The organism is Kocuria rhizophila DC2201 (assembly GCF_000010285.1).
Classification (GTDB): domain Bacteria; phylum Actinomycetota; class Actinomycetes; order Actinomycetales; family Micrococcaceae; genus Kocuria; species Kocuria rhizophila_A.
The window spans coordinates 1,776,615-1,795,788 of record NC_010617.1; the positions used below are offsets into that span (position 1 = coordinate 1,776,615).

General features: G+C 72.9%; 20 protein-coding genes. 3 read left to right on the forward strand and 17 right to left on the reverse strand.

Annotated elements, in window-relative coordinates; genetic code table 11:
- Positions 1-308: 308 nt before the first annotated feature.
- The 6 genes from KRH_RS07690 to infC all read right to left on the reverse strand — a co-directional run bounded on the left by KRH_RS07690 (position 309) and on the right by infC (position 5,196).
- A complete protein-coding gene (locus tag KRH_RS07690; protein WP_012398630.1) occupies positions 309-1,838 on the reverse strand; it encodes a DHA2 family efflux MFS transporter permease subunit in 1,530 nt (509 codons plus the stop codon).
- On the reverse strand, positions 1,835-2,446 hold the full coding sequence (locus tag KRH_RS07695) for an NUDIX domain-containing protein (RefSeq protein ID WP_012398631.1): 612 nt from the start codon (positions 2,444-2,446) through the stop codon (positions 1,835-1,837). The genes KRH_RS07690 and KRH_RS07695 overlap by 4 nt, the downstream gene beginning before the upstream one ends.
- A complete protein-coding gene (locus KRH_RS07700; protein ID WP_012398632.1) occupies positions 2,443-3,393 on the reverse strand; it encodes a TrmH family RNA methyltransferase in 951 nt (316 codons plus the stop codon). Before KRH_RS07700 ends, KRH_RS07695 begins: the two co-directional genes overlap by 4 nt.
- 8 nt (positions 3,394-3,401) lie before the next feature.
- Positions 3,402-3,788, reverse strand: a complete 387-nt coding sequence (gene rplT / locus KRH_RS07705; protein WP_012398633.1) for a 50S ribosomal protein L20 — start codon at positions 3,786-3,788, stop codon at positions 3,402-3,404.
- Positions 3,789-3,883: 95 nt separating this feature from the next.
- Positions 3,884-4,081 carry a 50S ribosomal protein L35 gene (gene rpmI / locus KRH_RS07710; RefSeq protein ID WP_012398634.1) on the reverse strand — a complete coding sequence of 66 codons (198 nt, stop codon included), beginning with the start codon at positions 4,079-4,081 and terminating at the stop codon, positions 3,884-3,886.
- 119 nt (positions 4,082-4,200) lie between these two features.
- On the reverse strand, positions 4,201-5,196 hold the full coding sequence (gene infC / locus KRH_RS07715; RefSeq protein ID WP_105590506.1) for a translation initiation factor IF-3: 996 nt from the start codon (positions 5,194-5,196) through the stop codon (positions 4,201-4,203).
- A 282-nt stretch (positions 5,197-5,478) separates the two neighbouring features.
- Between infC and KRH_RS07720 the strand changes: the two genes are divergently transcribed.
- Entirely contained in the window at positions 5,479-5,928 is a 450-nt protein-coding gene (locus KRH_RS07720; protein ID WP_012398636.1) for a DUF1844 domain-containing protein, read from the forward strand.
- A gap of 278 nt (positions 5,929-6,206) precedes the next feature.
- On the opposite strand, the gene KRH_RS07725 is transcribed toward KRH_RS07720, so the two are convergent.
- The 7 genes from KRH_RS07725 to KRH_RS12655 form a co-directional block, all read right to left on the reverse strand.
- The gene (locus KRH_RS07725) at positions 6,207-7,064 is read right to left on the reverse strand and encodes an SseB family protein (RefSeq protein ID WP_012398637.1); all 858 of its coding nucleotides are present in this window, start codon (positions 7,062-7,064) and stop codon (positions 6,207-6,209) included.
- Positions 7,057-7,806 (reverse strand): bifunctional 1-(5-phosphoribosyl)-5-((5-phosphoribosylamino)methylideneamino)imidazole-4-carboxamide isomerase/phosphoribosylanthranilate isomerase PriA, encoded by a 750-nt coding sequence (gene priA, locus KRH_RS07730; RefSeq protein WP_012398638.1) that lies wholly within the window; start codon positions 7,804-7,806, stop codon positions 7,057-7,059. The genes KRH_RS07725 and priA overlap by 8 nt, the downstream gene beginning before the upstream one ends.
- Before the next feature lie 181 nt (positions 7,807-7,987).
- Positions 7,988-8,149 carry a hypothetical protein gene (locus KRH_RS12400; RefSeq protein ID WP_012398639.1) on the reverse strand — a complete coding sequence of 54 codons (162 nt, stop codon included), beginning with the start codon at positions 8,147-8,149 and terminating at the stop codon, positions 7,988-7,990.
- Positions 8,146-8,880 carry an imidazole glycerol phosphate synthase subunit HisH gene (hisH, locus tag KRH_RS07735; protein WP_012398640.1) on the reverse strand — a complete coding sequence of 245 codons (735 nt, stop codon included), beginning with the start codon at positions 8,878-8,880 and terminating at the stop codon, positions 8,146-8,148. Before hisH ends, KRH_RS12400 begins: the two co-directional genes overlap by 4 nt.
- 55 nt (positions 8,881-8,935) lie before the next feature.
- A complete protein-coding gene (gene hisB, locus KRH_RS07740) occupies positions 8,936-9,583 on the reverse strand; it encodes an imidazoleglycerol-phosphate dehydratase HisB (RefSeq protein WP_012398641.1) in 648 nt (215 codons plus the stop codon).
- Between the two features lie 250 nt (positions 9,584-9,833).
- Positions 9,834-10,880 (reverse strand): histidinol-phosphate transaminase, encoded by a 1,047-nt coding sequence (locus KRH_RS07745; protein ID WP_050738118.1) that lies wholly within the window; start codon positions 10,878-10,880, stop codon positions 9,834-9,836.
- A gap of 79 nt (positions 10,881-10,959) precedes the next feature.
- Complete coding sequence (locus KRH_RS12655; RefSeq protein WP_012398643.1) at positions 10,960-11,331, reverse strand: LysM peptidoglycan-binding domain-containing protein; 372 nt, start codon at positions 11,329-11,331, stop codon at positions 10,960-10,962.
- Positions 11,332-11,936: 605 nt separating this feature from the next.
- On the opposite strand from KRH_RS12655, the gene lexA reads away from it, so the two are divergent.
- Positions 11,937-12,695 (forward strand): transcriptional repressor LexA, encoded by a 759-nt coding sequence (gene lexA, locus KRH_RS07755; RefSeq protein WP_012398644.1) that lies wholly within the window; start codon positions 11,937-11,939, stop codon positions 12,693-12,695.
- A gap of 106 nt (positions 12,696-12,801) precedes the next feature.
- On the opposite strand, the gene KRH_RS07760 is transcribed toward lexA, so the two are convergent.
- Complete coding sequence (locus KRH_RS07760; protein ID WP_012398645.1) at positions 12,802-14,850, reverse strand: ATP-dependent DNA helicase; 2,049 nt, start codon at positions 14,848-14,850, stop codon at positions 12,802-12,804.
- On the reverse strand, positions 14,847-16,505 hold the full coding sequence (gene hflX, locus KRH_RS07765; RefSeq protein ID WP_012398646.1) for a GTPase HflX: 1,659 nt from the start codon (positions 16,503-16,505) through the stop codon (positions 14,847-14,849). Before hflX ends, KRH_RS07760 begins: the two co-directional genes overlap by 4 nt.
- Positions 16,506-16,590: 85 nt before the next feature.
- On the opposite strand from hflX, the gene KRH_RS07770 reads away from it, so the two are divergent.
- Positions 16,591-17,247, forward strand: a complete 657-nt coding sequence (locus KRH_RS07770; RefSeq protein WP_012398647.1) for a class I SAM-dependent methyltransferase — start codon at positions 16,591-16,593, stop codon at positions 17,245-17,247.
- A 25-nt stretch (positions 17,248-17,272) separates the two neighbouring features.
- On the opposite strand, the gene dapF is transcribed toward KRH_RS07770, so the two are convergent.
- Together dapF and miaA are read right to left on the reverse strand one after the other, a co-directional pair.
- On the reverse strand, positions 17,273-18,217 hold the full coding sequence (dapF, locus tag KRH_RS07775; RefSeq protein WP_050738053.1) for a diaminopimelate epimerase: 945 nt from the start codon (positions 18,215-18,217) through the stop codon (positions 17,273-17,275).
- 10 nt (positions 18,218-18,227) lie between these two features.
- Positions 18,228-19,169, reverse strand: a complete 942-nt coding sequence (gene miaA, locus KRH_RS07780) for a tRNA (adenosine(37)-N6)-dimethylallyltransferase MiaA (protein WP_012398649.1) — start codon at positions 19,167-19,169, stop codon at positions 18,228-18,230.
- Between the last annotated feature and the right edge of the window lie 5 nt (positions 19,170-19,174).

A 19,174-nucleotide genomic window follows, 5' to 3' on the forward strand; every position in this document is an offset into this window, starting at 1 on the left:
CGCCGCCGGGGCGAACGGGCACGGTCAGTCTAGTGGATCCGTCCGCGCGTCCTGCCCGCCGGGGACCACGACGCCGCCCTCGGACCCGCCGCTGCCGCGCGCACCGCCGCGGGTGCGGCCGGGGCGAATCCGGTCGGCGCTGGTCCGGCCGGGGGCGGTTCGGGGATGGCCGGTCCGCTCGGGGGTGCGCCAGCCAGGGCTGGTGCGCTCGGCGGTGGTTCGGGCACCTCTGGGATCAGCCGTTCGGCCGGCGGTGGTTCGGGCAGTGCTGAGGTCAGCGGGGCGCGGGCAGCGCCTGGGTAAGTCGTTCAGTCAGCGGTTCGGTCAGGGTTCGTCCGACCGGGGCGCGTTCGGCCGGGGCGCGTGCGAGCGGGGGTGCGGAAGAACGCGGTGACCACCGCGCCGAGCACGAGCACCACCACCGGCAGCAGCAGCGAGTGGGACATCGCGAGGGCGAATCCCGGCTGCAGGTGCTCCGGCAGGGCCTGCCCCGAGCCGCCCGCGGCGAGGTCACCGCCTGCCGCCCCGGCCGGCAGGTTCGCCGCCAGCTGGGCCTGCATGAGCACGGCCATCATGGCGCTGCCCACGGCGGCCGAGACCTGCCGGGTGGCGTTGAACACCCCCGAGCCCGCGCCCACGACGTCCGGGGCGAGGTCTGAGGTGGCGGTGAGCGAGACCGGGGACCAGATCATGGCGCTGCCCAGCCCGATCACGAGCGTCAGCGCAGCCAGCAGCCACACGGAGGTCCCGGGGCGCAGGCTCAGGGCGTACGCGGCGAGCCCGGCGGCCATGATCAGCATCCCGGGCAGCGCGATGCTCCGCGGTGCCACCTTGCCCAGCGCCCGGCCCACGAGAGGGGCGAGGACGGCGGAGAGCAGGGACATGGGCGCGTAGCTCAGTGCGGCCACCGTGGGGTTCAGCCCGCGCACGACCTGCAGGTAGAGCATCGCGGGGATGATCATGGAGTTCACGGTGAGGCTCACGGCGGCCATCGCGGCGTTGGCCAGGGTGAAGTTGCGCTGCCGCAACAGGGGCAGGGGCACGAGCGGTTCGGCGGGCGTCACGGCCTGCCACGCGAGGAAGGCCACGAGGATCAGCACGCCGGCGCCGATGACCATGGGAATCGTCACGGGACCCACCACGGTGGACCAGTCGTGGCTCTGGCCCTCCTGGATGCCGAAGACCACGAGGAACAGTCCGAGCCCGGAGAGCACCACACCCACGAGGTCCAGGGAGTGGCTGCGCACGGGCAGCCGGGGCAGGTGCACCGCGGCGCGCCACAGGGCGAAGATCCCCACGGGCACGTTGACCCAGAAGATCCAGCGCCACCCCGCGAGGTCCACCAGGATCCCGCCGAGCAGCGGCCCCACGAGGGTTGCGATCCCCGCGGTGGCACCCCAGATGCCCAGGGCCGTGCCACGGGTGGCCACCGGGAACATCCGGGTGATCACGGTCATCGTCTGCGGGGACATCAGCGCAGCCCCCAGCCCCTGCACCACCCGGGCCACCACGAGGGCCGTGATGTCCTGGGCGAAGCCGCACCACAGGGACGCCCCCGTGAAGACCGCAAGTCCCCACAGGTACACCGTGCGCGGTCCCAGCCGGTCCCCGAGCCGCCCCGTGATCAGCAGCGGCACCGCGTAGGCCAGCAGGTAGCCGCTCGTCACCCAAAGCACCCCGGAGATGTCGGTGTGCAGTCCCGCGGTGATCGCGGGGATCGCGGTGGACACGATGGTGGCGTCCACCAGGATCATGAAGAAGCCGAGCACCATGGCCCACAGCGCGTGCCACGCCCGCGGATCGGTGCCGTCCCGGGTCTCGGCGGTCGTGTGGCTCACGCGTGCTCCGTTCGCAGCATCTCCAGCAGTGCGGCCACGATCGGCAGGTCCGCGGGGATCCACGGGAGCGCCAGGATCGCGGCCGGATCGTCCAGCGGCAGCCACCGGACGTCCAGGTGGTCCTGCCCGTCCCGCACGCGCTGCTCCAGCGCGCGCACCGGGGAGGCTGCGGTATGGGGAGCCGGGGTTGAGAGGTGCGGCGCACAGGGGGCCGGGGCGTCCAGAACGTGGGCGTCCGGCGTCGTCGTGTCCGCCGCGGCGCAGACCGACGGCGGCGGCGCGTCCGACAGCGACGGGCCGTCCGACGGTTCGCGCAGCACCGCGGTGAACACCCGCATGACGGCGGAGCCGGTGAGCGGCCAGCCGTGCGGGCCGGGGGCGGGCACCTCGGCCAGCAGGTCCAAGTGAACGCCGAGCTCCTCGCGGCACTCCCGGAGCAGGGCGTCCCGCACACTCTCCCCCGGTTCTTGCTTGCCGCCGGGGAACTCCCACAGCCCGCGCAGGGACTCGGGGTAGGCGCGCTGGGCCGCGAGCACGCGGGTGGGCCACGCCGCGTCGTCCAGCACCGCGGCACCGACCACCCGTGTGCGGGGCTCTTCCGTGCTCACGACGTACCGGGTCCGGTCACGACGCCGCCGGCCCGCCGCTGCGCCCTCGCCGAGGCGTACAGGCAGACGGTGGCCGCGGTGCCCACGTTGAGGGACTCCGCCCGGCCGTACAGGGGCACGGCCACGGGCAGGTCAGCGAGCTCGAGCTCGGCGTCGGAGAGCCCCTGGGCCTCGTTGCCGAACAGCCAGGCCGTGGGCCCGTCCAGGCGCACCTCGTGCTCGGAGTGCGGCGCGGTGCCCGCCCAGTGCAGCAGGGCGGCGTCGGCGAGCTCGTCCACGCTCGCGCGGGCGTGACCGTCCGCGGCGAGCACCTGCACGGAGCGCTCGCGCGCGGCGGCGACGAAGGAGACGAGGTCCACCCCCGTGAGCACGGGGAGGTGGAAGAGGGATCCGGCCGTGGAGCGCACGGCCTTGGGGTTGTACGGGTCCACGCTGCCCTCGGAGAGCACCACGGCATCGGCGCCCGCGGCATCGGCGGCGCGCACCACGGTCCCGGCGTTGCCGGGGTCCTGCACCCGTGCCAGGACGCACACCAGGCGCGTGTCCGCGAGCGCGTCCTGCAGCGTGACCTCGGGGATCCGGCACACCGCGAGCATCCCCTGGGGCGTCACGGCATCCGTCATGGCGCCGAGCACCTCGGGGGTGACCATCCGCAGGAACACGCCCCTCCGGGACTCCAGGGCCTCCAGGTCCGCCGCGATACCCGGGTGGCGTTCGAGCTCCTGGCGCGTGACGTACACGGCGTCCAGGGCGGGTGCCCAGCGGCTGGGCCCCGCGTCGTCGTCGAGCGCGGCCCGCACCGCCTCCCGCACGTTCTGCGGGCCCTCGGCGCGGAACAGGCCGCGCTTGGAACGCGTCGAGCGCCTGGTCAACGCGGCCACGTCCCTCACCCGATCGGCACGGGGATTGGACAGCAGCCGGTCTTCCAGGCGCTCGACGAACGTCACAGCAGCACTCAGGCGGCGGTGCGCGGCGCGGAGGTGTCCTCCGGCAGGGCGTCCTTGGCCACCTGCACCAGGGCCGCGAACGCGTTCTCGTCGCTCACGGCCAGCTCGGCCAGCATGCGACGGTCCACCTCGACCTCAGCGGCCTTGAGGCCCTGGATGAAGCGGTTGTAGGTCAGGCCGTTGGCGCGGGACGCGGCGTTGATGCGCTGGATCCACAGCCGACGGAAATCGCCCTTCTTCTTGCGGCGATCGTTGTAGGAGTAGGTGTACGAGTGGAGCATCTGCTCCTTGGCCTTGCGGTACAGCCGCGAACGCTGACCGCGGTAGCCCGACGCCTTCTCCAGAACTTCCCGACGCTTCTTGTGGGCGTTGACTGCCCGCTTCACACGTGCCACGCGTGTACTCCTAACGATCTGGTCCCGGCACTCACCGGAACATCTCTACCGCCGCTCGGGGAGCGGCGAACTTCTGACTGGTCTGCGAGAAGGGCTTACTTGCCCAGCATCCGCTTGATGGCCTTGGCCTCGCCCGGGGTGGAGACGATCTGGTCGCCCGCGAGGCGGCGGGTCAGGCGGGAGGACTTGTGCTCCAGGTAGTGGCGGCGGTTGGCCTGCTGGCGCTTGACCTTGCCCGAGCCGGTGAGCTTGAAGCGCTTCTTGGCTCCGCTGTGGGTCTTCATCTTCGGCATGGTGGCCGTCTCCTTCTACATCGACCGGTGTGGGGCACACCGGTGGGTCGCGGCACGCAGGCCGCGACCACGCTGGTGCCGGGCGATCGCACGCCCGGCGCTGTCAATTCCTGGTGCCGCTACTTGGCGGCGGGGCCGGGCTTGCGCGCACCCGGCTTGGGCGCGGCAGGCTTGCCGGCCGCAGGCTTCGGCGCCGCAGGCTTGCCGGCCGCGGGCTTCGGGGCGGCGGGCTTGTCCGCCGTGCCCTGCTCGGTCGGCGCCGTGGCGGGCTTCTCGGCCGGGGCCTGCTCCGCCGGGGTGGCGGTCTGCTCCTCGGACCCGCTGGCCGGTGCCACGGTGGCCGTGACCTCGTCCTCGGGGGCCAGGGGGGCACTCTCCACGGTCTGGTCCTCGGCGGGCGACGACGCCGCGTCGCGCAGCTCGGCGGGGAACGCGTCCCCGATCGACTGGGTCACCGTCTCGGGCGAGGAGGTGTCCACGCGCTGCTTGCGCTGGTTCTCCGACTTGGACTTATCCCGCTGCTGCTGCTTGCGGGCCTCGGCCCGGGCCTCCGCCTTGTTCTTGAGCGGCCCGATGACCATGACCATGTTGCGTCCGTCCACGCGGGGCGCGGTCTCCACGACACCGACCTCGGCGACGTCTTCCGCGAGCCGCTCGAGCAGGCGCACACCCATCGCGGGGCGCTGCTGCTCACGGCCGCGGAACTGGATCATGGCCTTGACCTTGTCACCCGCGGAGAGGAACCGTTTGGCGTGGCCCACCTTGGTCTCGTAGTCGTGCGTGTCGATCTTCAGACGGAAACGCACTTCCTTGAGCACCGTGTTGGCCTGGTTCTTGCGGGACTCACGGGCCTTGACCGCGGCTTCGTACTTGTACTTGCCGAAGTCCATGAGCTTGGCCACGGGAGGCTTGGCGTTCGGGGCGACCTCGACCAGATCGAGATCCGATTCACGGGCTAGCCGCAGCGCGTCCTGAACGCGCACGATGCCGACCTGCTCGCCGCCAGGTCCGACGAGACGGACTTCCGGGACACGGATTCTGTCATTGATACGTGGATCGCTAATGCCAATCTCCTGAGTTCGTGGGTTTCCCCGTGGGTGGGACTGCCACCGCAACGAAAAAACCTCCGCTGCGGCACGCGCGAGCGGAGGTCAGGGACCACACGAGGACCGCACTGCACGTCCCCCACCGTGGGTGGAGGACCGGTCCGGTCCGGTACCCGGTCGCCTGGGATTCCCGGTCGGGACCGGGAACGGCGGCGGGTGGGAGTTGCCTCCGCTTGCACACTGCCAGCCATCATAGCGCACGGGGGCGGTACCCGGCCACTCCTCCGCCGGTCCTCCGGGAGCACGGGGCGGGACGCGCCGGGGGCGGGTGCCCTGTTCTACAGTGGGTCCATGTCCGAGCAACCGCGCCCCGAGCGCTTCGAATTCGCCGCCAACCCGTCAGCCGGAACCACCGAGCAGGCCCCCGCCGCCGACGCCACGGGCCTCCCGCCGGAGGCGCTGGAGGAGGTCGGGCACCAGATGCGGGACATCGCCGAGGTTCCAGCCGTGGAGGTCATCACCACGGCCGCGGTGCACCTGATGAGTGCCGCGGCGGTCAAGTGCGGGCTCGCCGCGGAGGAGGACGCCGAGGAGCTCAGGGACCTCGACGAGGCCCGCAAGCTCATCACCGCCCTCGCCGGTTTCGTCACGGCGGCCGCACCCGAGATCGGGTCCCAGCACGCGGGACCGCTGCGCGACGGGCTTAAGTCCCTGCAGCTGGCCTTCCGCGAGGCGTCCCCGTTCCCCGATGCCCCCGGTGCCGGCCCGGGCGAGAAGTTCACCGGCCCCGTCTACGGCTGAGCCGGATCCCCGGTCCTGCGGCCCCCGGTCCTGCCGGGGGCCGCAGTCATTGGCGCGGCGGGACGGCAGCCGGAAGGTGACGGCGTTCTCCGGGCGTGAACCTTCGTCGACGGAATCGGAGATGACCTGGTCGGGTGGATCGGCGCTGTCGCCGTCGAGGCCGCGCGGGTCGGCCCCGCTCGGCCAAGAGCCGGGTGTTCCCCGGTGGTCGCCGGCTGAGGATCAGCACGGCGCACGGGGCCCTCGGGCACGCACGTCCCGCGCAGCGGTTCCTGCGCTCAGGAGGTCAGCCGCAGCTGGACCGAGTCCACGCTCTCGGCCATGATCTGCTCCGCGGCCAGTGCCTCCTGGAAGCCCTGCACGGCAGCGGCCACCTCGGTCTCGGGCAACCCGGGCCGCAGCTGCAGGGACACGGTGAGCTCCGGGCCCTCTCCCCCGCCGCGCAGCACCGCGGCGTCACCCCGCACGGCGTCGACGCCCCTGCCGGGGCCCGCGAGCGCCGAGACGATGCCGGGGATCCCCACGGCGGCGCGGGTCACGGCGTCGTCCACCGCGAAGTCCCGGTACGACGGCGTCCACTCACGCCCCTGCGCGAGCGCCCACAGCGCGGGGCGCCGCACCACGAACGCCGGGTCCGACGCCGGGTCCACCACGAGCAGCGACGAGCCGTCCTGCACCGCGGACAGTGCGGCCCTGCGCAGCTCCGCGGCCACCGGACGGGCCTCGCCGTTCCACGCGCTCAGCGCCCGGGTGGAGGTGAACACGGGAAGCGCCTGACGGCCGTCGGAGGCCTGCAGGCTCACGAGCGCCATGTCCGCCTCCTTGTCCGAGACGAGCCCGTCCCGAGTGATCTGGGACCGGAAGACCTGCGCCACGATGGGGACGAACACCCGCACCCCGGGCAGTGCGCCCACGACGTCCTGCTCCCCCGCCCGACCCGCACGCCACGCGTCGAGCGCGGCGGCCAGGTCCGGATCGGCAGTCCCGGGGTCGTCGGGGAACTGGTGCGTGTGGCTCGTGCCCTCACCGAGGTTGCGGCCCTCCCACGCCTGACCACCCGTGTCCGTGGGGCCGCCGGCCGAGCGCAGCTGGGCGGCGATGTGCGGAGGAAGGGGGCGGGCGGCGTCGTCAGGCACCGGGGCGACCCGCGACGTCGAGCGCCTGCGCGAGCGTGAACCTGCCCGCGTACAGGGCCTTGCCCACGATGGCGCCCTCCACACCGGAGGGAACCAGCTCGCGCAGGGCCGCGATGTCCTCCAGCGAGGAGATCCCGCCGGAGGCCACCACGGGCTTGTCCGTGCGGCGGGCCACCTCCGCGAGCAGCTCGGTGTTGGGCCCGCGCAGCGTGCCGTCCTTGGTGACGTCCGTGACCACATAGCGCGCGCAGCCGTCCGCCTCGAGGCGCTCCAGAACCTCCCACAGGTCCCCGCCCTCCTCGGTCCAGCCGCGCGCGGCGAGCGTGGTGCCCCGCACGTCCAGTCCCACGGCGATGAGGTCCCCGTGCTCGGCGATCACGCGGTGGGTCCACTGCGGGTTCTCCAGCGCGGCCGTGCCCAGGTTGATGCGGGCCGGGCGCAGGGACAGCACGCGCTCCAGGGACTCGTCGTCACGGATCCCGCCGGACATCTCGATCTTCAGGTCCAGGTTCTCGGCCACGTGGCGCAGCACCTCGATGTTGTCCCCGCGCCCGAACGCGGCGTCCAGGTCCACCAGGTGCAGCCACTCGGCGCCCGCGTCCTGCCACGCACGCGCGGCCTCCAGCGGATCGCCGTAGCCCGTCTCGGAGCCCGCCTCGCCCTGGACGAGTCGGACGGCCTGTCCGCCCTGGACGTCCACGGCGGGCAGCAGCTCGAGCCGACGGTCGGTGTTCTCTGTCATGGGTCTCCTCACGTGGGCGCCGGGTGGCGCGGTTCTGGGTGGTGGCCCGCGGCGGGGCGGGGTCAGGTCCCGGTCGGGACCGCGTGCGGCGTCGGCGGTGGCACGGCGCCGCGGCCCGGAGGTGGTGCAGCGTGCGGTGCGCCCGACGTCGACGCGACGCGCACGTCGGTCCGGGGCGCGCTCACACGCTCGTGAACCACGAGTAGCCGCCGTAGCCGATCAGCGCCGCGGCAACGAGCCCCAGCAGCACCACGGACCACAGCGGTTTGCGCTGCTGGGCGAACGAGAGGGCGCCGCCCACGAAGAACGCGCCCGCCACCAGGACCAGGACCGAGGCGGTCATGCGGTCACCTCCGTCCCGGGCTCGGGGACCCTGTCGTCGAGCCTGCCCGTGCGGGGCAGGGTGGAGAGCCAGTTGCGCAGCAGGGCGATCCCCGCGTGCGAGGACTTCTCCGGGTGGAACTGGGTGGCGCTCAGGGGGCCGTTCTCCACGGCGGCCACGAAGGGGGCGCCGTGCTCGGACCACGTGACCGCGGGCGGGGTCATCACCGGGATGCTCTGGTCGAACTCCCACTGCTGCACCCCGTAGGAGTGCACGAAGTAGAACCGCTCGTCCTGCAGACCACGGAAGAGCACCGAGTCCTGCGGGGCCCGCACCGTGTTCCACCCCATGTGGGGCACCACGGGTGCGTCGAGCCGCTCCACGGTGCCCGGCCACTGGCCGAGCCCCTCGGTCTGCTCCCCGTGCTCCACACCGCGCTCGAACATCACCTGCAGACCCACGCAGATGCCCAGGACCGGGCGGCCCCCACTGATCCGCCGGTCGATCAGCCGCGGTGCGTCCACGGCCCGCAGCCCCTGCATGACGGCCTCGAACGCGCCGACGCCGGGCACCACGAGCCCGTCCGCGTCCAGGACGTCCCGGGGCTCCGCGCTGAGCCGCACCCGCGCCCCGGCCGCTTCCAGGGCCCGGACCGCGGAGCGCACGTTGCCCGCCCCGTAGTCGAGCACGACGACGCTCGGTGCGTCCTGCGCGCCGTCGCCCTCCCGCGCGGGGGCCGGTGCCGCGCTCACAGCGCGCCCTTGGTGGAGGGAATGGCATCCGCCATCCGGGGGGCCGGTGCCGCGCTCACAGCGCGCCCTTGGTGGAGGGAATGGCATCCGCCATCCGGGGGTCCGGCTCCACAGCCTCGCGCAGCGCACGGGCCAGGGCCTTGAACTGCGCCTCCACGATGTGGTGCGGGTCCCGGCCGCGGACCACGTCCATGTGCAGGCACAGCTGGGCGTGGTGGGCGAGGGACTCGAGCACGTGACGGGTCATGGAGCCCGTGAAGTGCCCCCCGATCAGGTGGTACTGCTGACCCTCCGGCTCCCCCGTGTGCACCACGTAGGGACGCCCGGAGACGTCCACGACGGCCGAGGCCAGTGCCTCGTCCAGGGGCACCACGGCCTGGCCGAAGCGCCGGATGCCGCGCTTGTCCCCGAGCGCCTCACGCAGGGCCTCTCCCAGCACGATGGCGGTGTCCTCCACGGTGTGGTGGACGTCGATGTGGGTGTCGCCGTGGGCGTGAACGTCCAGGTCGATCAAGGAGTGCTTGGACAGGGCCGTGAGCATGTGGTCGTAGAAGGGCACCGTGGTCTCGATGTGCGAGACCCCGGTGCCGTCCAGGTTCAGGCTCACCCGCACCGAAGACTCGCTCGTGACGCGCTCCACCGTGGCGGTGCGCGGCGCGGGGGATGCCGGTGCGGCCGTGAACTGTGTGCCGGTATCGCTCATCTGTGGTGCTGACTCCTCGTGGTGGGTGGTGTCCCGCGGGTGGCCCGCCCCCGCGAGCTGCTGCTCTCGGCGCCGGGCGCGGCTGCCGCTCGTGGCCCGGGATGTTCGAGCCGACGGTCGGGGGCGGTGACCTCGCGGAACGGACGGCCCGGGACCGTTCCAGTCTAGGACGCCCGGGCGGACGCTCTGCGGACGGACTCGCGCGCGAGACGTCCACCCAGCGCCGAGGCCGCGGATCCGGCGTGCTCCCTCATGCGGTGGCGAGGCACGCACGCACCGCGGCGAGGAACGCGGTGGTCTCCTCCTCGGTGCCGGCGGTGACCCGGAGGTGGCCGGGGATCCCGACATCCCGCACGAGCACCCCCCGGTCCAGCAGTCCCTGCCACATGGCGTGGGCGTCCCCCGCGCAGTCGAAGAACACGAAGTTGGAGTCGGACACCGCCGGGGTGAGCCCGAGCCGGGTGAGCTCCGAGACGATGCGGTCCCGCTGGGCCTTGACGTCCTCGACGGTCGCGAGCAGCTCCGGGTGGTGCGCGAGCGCGGCAAGGGCCGTGGCCTGCGTGACCGAGGACAGGTGGTACGGAAGCCGGACCAGACGCATGGCGTCCGCCACGTGCGGTGCGGCGGCGAAGTACCCCAGGCGGGCCCCGGCCAGCGCGAAGGCCTTGCTCATGGTGCGGGAGACGATCAGCCGGGGCCGCCCCTCCAGCAGGGTCAGGGCCGAGGGGGTGCCCTGGCGCGCGAACTCCGCATAGGCCTCGTCCACGACCACGACGGTCTGCGTGGCCTCCCCCGCCTCGTACACGGCCGAGACGACGTCGAGGTCGAGCGCGGTGCCGGTGGGGTTGTTCGGGGAGCACAAGAACACGACGTCGGGCGCGTGCTCGCGCACCTGGCGGGCGGCGGAGTCCGCGTCGAGGGAGAAATCGGTGTCCCGCTCCCCCTCGATGAACGCGGTGCCCGTGCCGAGCGCGAGCAGCGGGTACATCGAGTAAGTGGGAACGAAGCTGAGCAAGGACCGTCCCGGACCACCGAAGGCCTGCAGGATCTGCTGCAGGATCTCGTTGGACCCGTTGGCGGCCCACAGGTTCTCACGGGTGAGCCCGTGACCCAGGTACGAGGCCAGGGACTCGCGCAGAGCGGTGAAGTCCCGGTCCGGGTACCGGTTGAGGGACGACGCAGCCGCCTGCACGCCCCGGGTGATGGCCTCGACGACGCCCGGCGGGACGGGGTGGGTGTTCTCGTTGGTGTTCAGCGCCACCCGAACCTCCAGCTGCGGGGCCCCGTAAGGGGACATGCCACGCAGGTCGTCGCGGAGCGGCAGGGACGAGACGGTGTTCTCCGGAGAATTCACCGGCCCAGTCTAACGGCCGGGTCTATCGGGACGGCACTTCCAGGACCTGCCCCGCGGAGAGGTCCGGGGAGGTCAGGCCGTTGAGCTCAGCGATGTCACGCATGACCTCGCGGGGGTCCCGCTGCGGATCCGCCGCCACGGCGATCTCCCACAGGCTCTGCCGGGACTGGACCGTCACGCTGTGCGTGACCGGGGCTCCCACCGCATCGGTGGAGGCGTGCACGGTAGGAGGCAGCAGGAACACCGCGGCCACCACGAGCAGCGCCGCAGCACCCGTGACCACCGGCAGACCGATCAGCAGGAACCGGCCCCGACGGGTCAGTCGGAGGACGGCCCCCGCGGCGGAGTCCACGGAGCCCGCCGGACGGGCCTCAGCGGCGGAGACTCCCCGCACGATGGCCCTGATCCCCGAGATCCGAGACGCCGCATCGCCTGCGTGGCCGCCCGGCGCGGTCTCGCCGCGACCGGCACCGCTCCGTGCGGCGTTCCCGCGCGCGGCGCTGCCCGGCACGACCTTCCCGCGGAGACCCGCGACTCGCGCCGGGGTGCTCCGACGCTCTGACCCGAGACCCGCGGCACCGCGACCATCTGAACCCCGACCCGCTGCATCCCGGGCCGCTGCACCCCGAGCAGCGCCCACGCGGACCCGCGCGCCCCGGGTGCCGTGCAGCACGGCGCGGCGGGCGGTCCCCGGCATGGTGAGAGCGGTCATGGCAACCTCCTGGTGGTCTGTCTGGTGCCACCGTCCGGTGGCGGTGTTCGAACGCCGGTGGCGTGTAGAACACATCTTCGAATCACTGGAACCAGTTCTAGCACGGATGTACGAATCCTGTCGAGGTCTGTTTCGAACACATATTTGAATACGCAGGCCAGCGCGGGTTAAGCTAGTGCGACACCCGTGACAGTCGACCCCACGTCTCCGACACGCATAAGCGGACGGCGCTCCGCGGCCCAAACCTTCGGGAGCGCAGTGTGCGACGCGGCGAAAGGACCCCGCTCGTGAGCACCACTTCCCCGGCTCAGCAGACACCCGGCCCGCGCGCTGGAGCACTCTCCGACCGTCAGGCCAAGATCCTCGGCGCCGTGCAGCGCTCGATTGCGGACCGGGGGTACCCGCCGTCCATGCGCGAGATCGGCGACATCGTGGGGCTGGCCTCGCTCTCGAGCGTCACCCACCAGCTCGGCCAGCTGGAGAAGTGGGGGTACCTGCGCCGGGACCCGCGCCGACCGCGCGCCATGGAGGTGCTGCGCCCGCTCAGCCAGCAGGAGCTCGACCGCCACCTGGGAGCCGCGGAGTCCGCGGGTGAGCAGTCCCCCTCCGGCGCCTCAGTGTCGCCCCTGGTGCCCACCATGTCCGCGGTGCCCGCGGTCGACGAGGACGCCGCCATGGTCCCGGTGCCTCTCGTGGGACGGATCGCGGCCGGCGGGCCCATCACCGCCGAGCAGTCTGTCGAGGGGGTCTACTCCCTGCCCCGGCAGTTCGTGGGCCACGGCCAGCTGTTCATGCTCAGGGTCTCCGGCGACTCCATGATCGACGCCGCCATCTGCGACGGGGACTGGGTGGTCGTGCGGCAGCAGAACTCCGCGGAGAACGGGGACGTGGTGGCCGCGCTGCTCGACGACGAGGCCACCGTGAAAACCTTCCGACAGCGGGACGGCCACACCTGGCTGCTGCCGCAGAACACCCGCTACGAGCCCATCCTGGGCGACCACGCCACGGTGATGGGCAAGGTCGTGTCGGTGTTCCGCTCCCTGTGACGCCCGCCCGGCCTGAGCGCGGCCCGCAGAGCGCGCGGTCGAGGGCCGCCCGGATCACGCCGGACGGCAAACCCGCGGGACTGCACGGTTCGAGCAACGCCCGGGATCAGGACCGGTTCAGCCGCTGCAGGGCGCCCAGCACGGTGCTCCTGTCCGTGGTCGGCCACAGCGGGGGCAGCGAGCGGGCCAGGAACGAGCCGTAGCGTGCGGTGGCCAGCCGGGAGTCCAGCACCGCCACCACACCCCGGTCCCCGCTCGCCCGGATCAACCGCCCCGCGCCCTGCGCGAGCCGCACGGCGGCGTGGGATGCGGAGACCGTCATGAAGCCGTTGCCCCCGGCGCGCTCGGCCGCACGGGTCCGCGCGGTCCCCAGGGGGTCGTCCGGGCGCGGGAACGGGATCCGGTCGATCACCACCAGGCGGCAGGACTGACCCGGCACGTCCACGCCCTGCCACAGGCTCATGGTGCCGAACAGGCTGGCCGCGGGGTCGTCCGTGAAGTCCTTCACGAGGGACGGCAGCGATGCGTCCCCCTGGCACAGGATCGGGAGCTCCGTGCGTTCGCGCAGGGCCTCGGCGGCGTCCTCCGCGGCACGCCGTGACGAGAAGAGCCCCAGAGCACCGCCCCCCGATGCCTCCAGCAGGGCCAGCAGCTCGTCCAGCTGCTCGCCGGCCACGCCCCGGCTCGGCTTGGGCAGGTGCTTGGCCACGTAGAGGATGCCCTGGCGCCGGTAGTCGAAGGGGCTGCCCACGTCCACGCCCCGCCACGACGGCGCGCCCGGACCCTGCAGACCCAGGGAGCCGGCGACCGAGGAGAAGGAGGACCCCACGGCCAGGGTCGCGGAGGTCAGCACCACGGTCCGGCCGTCGAAGAGACCTTCCCGCAGGGGCCCCGCAACGCTCAGCGGGGCGATGTTGAGGGTCGCGGGCTCTCCCGCGTCGGTTCCCACGTACCCCTCCGTGGGGCTCCACCGGCCCACGCGGGAGACCCACAGGACGTCGTGGGTGGTGTCCGCACCGAGCACGCGGTCCGCGGTGTCCAGCAGCTCCGACAGCCGCGAGCGCGCGGCGTGGCGCCCGGCGTCCTCGCCCTTGGTCTCCCCCTTGGTCTCACTGAGACCGGTGCGCGCGGCGTCCTGGATCCCCCGGACGGCGTAGACCTGCTCCTCGGTGAACCCGCGCGGCAGCAGACCAGACTGCTCGTCGTCGAACGCCTTGTCGAAGGCCTGCGCGGCCCGTTCGAGGGCATCGCTCGACGCCGCGGTGTGCTTGCGCACCGCCGTTCCTGCCGCGCGCACGGCCGCGGCGGACAGCGAGGCCGTGACCGCCCCGGTCACGCGGTCGCGCAGCTCGTGCGCCTCGTCCACGATCACCACGTCGTGCTCCGGCAGCACCGCGAGTCCCTCGAACGCGTTGATCGCGAGCAGCGCGTGGTTGGTGATCACGATGTCCGCCTCGCCCGCCTGGGCCCGGGCACGTTCCGCGAAGCACTGCTCCACGAGGGGGCACTTCCGCCCGAGGCACTCCTTCGCGGTCACGGACACCTGGCGCCAGGCGGCGTCCGAGACGCCGGGGTGGATGTCGTCCCGGTCCCCCGTGTCGGTGATCTCGACCCACTCGCGCAGCCGCACGACCTGCTGGGCGAGCCCGCCGAGCGGCCGGTCTGTGCAGGGCTCGCCCCCGGGGACGCTGAACAGGGCGGCGTCCTCCTCCTCCGGGTAGCCGCCCTCGACCTTGTGCAGGCACGCGTAGTTCGAGCGTCCCTTGAGCAGGGCGACGTCCGGACGTTCGTGCAGCTCGTCCTCCAGGGCGTCGAGCAGCCGGGGGACGTCTCGCCCGGTGATCTGCGACTGCAGTGCCAGTGTGGCGGTGGCGACCACCACGGGCTTGTCCGAGCTGCGGGCGTGGACCAGCGCGGGGATCAGGTAGGCGAGCGACTTGCCCGTGCCCGTGCCCGCCTGCACGAGCAGGTGGCGGTGGGTCTGCAGGGCCTCGGCGACCTTCGCCGCCATGAAGCGCTGTCCGTCGCGGCGCTGCCCCCCGAGGGCGGTCACGGCGGCATCGAGAAGCTCCAGGGCGTCCGCGCCGCCGGGCAGGGACTCCGGGCGGACGTCCGAGACGTCCTTCCCGGACTCGTCGACGAACGGCGCACTCATGCGCCCTGCGTGTCCTGTTCCCCGACGTCGTGGGGCTGCGGGCGGTCGCTGCGGTACTGCTGGAGGTCCTCCACGAGGTCTTCGCGGACCCGGACGTGCAGCCGGGTCCCGTCCGGGGTGTGCTCGGTGCTGAGGATCTCGGCGTCCTGGGCGTGCAGCCGGGAGACCACCTCGCCGTGGACGTACGGCACGAGGAGGTCGAGGTCGTGGTTCGGACGCGGGATGGCCGCGGAGATCATCCGGCGCAGCTCCTCGATCCCCTCACCGGTGCGCGCGGAGACCGCCACGGAGGGGCTCTCGTGGTTGCGTAGCCGGGCGAGCACCACGGGATCGGCGATGTCCGACTTGTTCAGCGCCACGATCTCCGGGATGTCGTTGGCCCCCACGTCCGTGAGGACGTCCCGCACGGCCTTGAGCTGGCCCTCCGGGTCCGGGTGGGAGGCGTCGACCACGTGCACGATGACGTCCGCGTCCGCGACCTCCTCCAGCGTGGAGCGGAACGCCTCGACCAGCTGCGTGGGCAGCGAGCGCACGAAGCCCACGGTGTCGGCGAGGGTGTAGCCGATGCCGTCCGGGGTCTGGGCCTTGCGGACCGTGGGGTCCAGGGTGGCGAACAGCGCGTTCTCCACGAGCACCCCGGCGTCCGTGAGCCGGTTGAGCAGGGAGGACTTGCCGGCGTTGGTGTAGCCCGCGATGGCCACCGACGGCACGGCGTTGCGCCGGCGGTTGAGCCGCTTGGTCTCCCGTGCGGGCTTCATGGCCGCGATCTCACGGCGCAGCTTGGCCATCCGCTGGCGGATGCGGCGGCGGTCGAGCTCGATCTTGGTCTCACCGGGACCGCGGCTGCCAATGCCCTCGCCCGACGCCGCCCGGCCACCGGCCTGGCGGGACAGGGACTCACCCCAGCCGCGCAGGCGCGGGAGCATGTACTCGAGCTGCGCGAGCTCCACCTGGGCCTTGCCCTCCTTGGACTTCGCGTGCTGCGCGAAGATGTCCAGGATCAGGCCGGTGCGGTCGATGACCTTGACCTTCACCACGTCCTCGAGCGCACGGCGCTGGGAGGGGGCGAGTTCGGCGTCCACAATCACGGTGTCCGCCCCGGTGGCGGCGACCACGTCCTTGAGCTCGAGTGCCTTTCCGGAGCCGAGGTACGTGCCCGGGTCCGGGTTCACGCGCCGTTGCAGCATGCCGTCCATGACCTCCGAGCCTGCCGTCTCCGCGAGCGCCGCGAGCTCACGCAGGGAGTTCTCGGCCTCCGCCAGGGTGCCGCTGGAGTACAGCCCGGCGAGGACCACGCGTTCGAGCCGCAGCTGGCGGTACTCGACCTCGGTGACGTCCTCCAGCTCCGTGGACAGCCCGGCCACACGCCGCAGGGCGTGGCGCTCCGCGAGATCCTGCTGGTCCCCGTCCGAGGGGACGTGGACGTCGTCCTCGTCCGCGAGCTCCCGGGCGCGACCGAGGCGCTCGTGGCCCGCGCGCGGCGCGGCGGCGTCGTCCTCCGGGACGTGGCCGTCCGCGGTGACAACGGGTTCGGTGCGGGAGCGAGCACGCGCGAGGACGCGCGAGACGACGTCCTCGAGCTCGGATCCGGTCAGGTCACCGGAACGCCCGGGTTCATCCGACGCGTGGTTCCGGTGGGAAGAAGTGTCAGTCATGGTTCCTTGATCTGCGCTGGGGCTGGGTCGGGCCAGTCTAGCGCCGGGCGCGGACACGCTGCGCTGGGCACTACCATGTGGAGCCATGGCCCCCGAACACCCCGCTGCGCACTACTTCGTCTCCGATCCCACGCTGCCCGAGAGGCCCCGCCGGATCGACGTGGAACTGCGTGGACGGCACGTGCAGGTGGGCACCGCCGCGGGGGTGTTCTCCCCCGGGGACCTGGACAGGGGGACGGCGGCGCTGCTGCGCAGCGTGCCGGATCCCGAGGGGCGCGAGCTGCTGGACATCGGGTGCGGGTGGGGGCCCCTCACGATCGCGCTGGCACAGGCGGCGCCCGAGGCGCGGGTCACCGCGGTGGACGTCAACGAGCGCAGTCTGCGCCTCACGGCCGAGAACGCCGCCGCGCTGGGGCTGTCCGGTGTGGAGGCGCTGCTGCCGGGCGACGTTCCCGCCGGGCGCACGTTCGACACCATCTGGTCCAACCCGCCCATCCGCGTGGGCAAGGATGCGCTGCACGAGATCCTCGCCACGTGGCTGCCTCGGCTGAGCCCGGGCGGCACCGCGTGGCTCGTGGTGCAGAAGAACCTGGGCGGGGACTCGCTGCAGCGCTGGCTCGCCGCCACCCTCGGCGCCGACTTCGCCGTGCGGCGAGCCGCCACGGACAAGGGTTTCCGGATCCTCACGGTCCACAGGGACCCTGCGTCCCACGGCGCCCCTGAGCAGACGCACGCCGGGTGACGACGCCGCCCACTCCCTCCCGGGCCTAGACCAGCTCGGCGGTCGCCACGACCCGCACGGGACCCGCGAGCACCACGTGCTCCGTGCCGTCCGGGGCGGGCACGAACGTGACGGAGAGGACCCCGCCGGGGACCTGGACGAACCAGCGGTCCGGTGACTGCGGACCGCCCCAGAACCTCGTGGCCGCCGCGGCCGCGCACGCCCCCGTGCCGCACGAGTGGGTCTCCCCCACGCCGCGCTCGTGCACGCGCATCTCGAGGCGCCCGAGGTCGGTGTCGTCGTGCTCGAGAGGCACCACGAACTCCACATTGGTGCCGTCAACGGGGACGGGGTCCACCGCGGGAGCCGTGTGCAGGTCCAGGGTGTCGAGCTTCTCCCCCTCGGAGAGCACCACCACGGTGTGGGGATTGCCCATGCCGATCGAGACCCCCGGGCGGGGCACCGTGAGCCCGGCCGCGGTGACCACGCAGTCCGAACCGCGCTCACGGGCGAGCTCCCCGCGGGTGAAGCTCCACGGGCCCATGTCCACCGCGTAGCCGCCCGACGTGCGGGCCACCGTGCGCACCCCCGCCCGGGTGCCGATGCGCAGCCTCGCCCCCCGCGGCAGCGTGACGAGACCCTCGCGCACCAGGTGGTCCACGAACACCCGGACCCCGTTGCCGCACATCTGGGCCACGGAGCCGTCCGCGTTGCGGTAGTCCATGAACCACTCGGCGTCCGGGTGGCGCTCGAGCAACCGCCGCCCCTCCTCCAGGTCCCGGGAGCGCACAGCCCGGATGAGGCCGTCCCCGCCCAGACCCAGGTGGCGGTCGCACACGGCGGCCACGGTCTCCGGAGGGACGTCCAGGCTGCCGTCCCGGTCCGTGAAGACCACGAAGTCGTTGCCCGTGCCGTGCGCCTTGTTCACCCGCACGCCCACCAGTTCGCTCCAGCCCACTGTGTGTCCTGTCCCCTCGTCGATCGTGTTCATGCGCGTCATCCTACTGAGCCGCCACGAGCCGCACGGCGCCGGCCGTGAGGCCGTCGATGCCGTTCGGATCCCCGGCGTCCAGCCAGTGCACGCGGGGGTCCGCGCCGAACCACGTGCGCTGGCGCTTGGTGAAGCGACGGGTCGCCGCGACCGTGTCCTCGCGGGCCTCGTCCAGGGTCGCCGAGCCGTCCAGCACGGCCAGCAGCTGCGGGTACCCGAGGGCCCGGCCCGCCGTGGGGCTCTCCCGCAGCCCCCGCGCCTCCAGGGCCTTCACCTCCTCCAGCCAGCCCCGTTCCAGCATGAGGTCCACGCGGTGCGCGAGGCGGCGGTTCAGCACCTCTCGGTCCATGGCGAGCCCGATCTGGACCGTGGGCTGCACGTAGCGGCGCTCGGGCATGAAGGACGTGAACGGGCGTCCGGTGAGGTCGTGCACCTCCAGGGCCCGCACGAGCCTTCGGTCGTCCTTGACGCGCTCCGCCGACCCCGGGTCCACCGCGGCGAGCTCACGCAGCAGCGCGGCTCTGCCCCGCTCCCGCAGCTGCTCCTCCCGGCGGGCCCGGACGGTGGCGTCCGTGCCGGGGAACTCGATCGCGTCCAGCGCCGCCCGCACGTACAGCCCCGAGCCGCCGACCAGCACCGGCACCCGGCCGCGGCCGCGGATCTCGTCCACCGCTCGGCGGGCATCGCGCTGGAACGCGGCCACGGAGGCCTCCTCGTGGATCTCCAGCACGTCCAGCAGGTGGTGGGGCACGCCCTGGCGTTCCTCAGGGGTGAGTTTCGCCGTGCCGACGTCCATGCCCCGGTAGAGCTGCAGGGCGTCCGCGTTGACGACCTCCCCGTCCAGCTCCCGGGCCAGGGCGATCGCGAGCTCGGACTTCCCCGTGCCGGTGGGCCCGACCACCGCCACGAGGGGAATGCGGGTGTCTTCCCTGCCCGCGTCCGGTGCACTCACGGCCG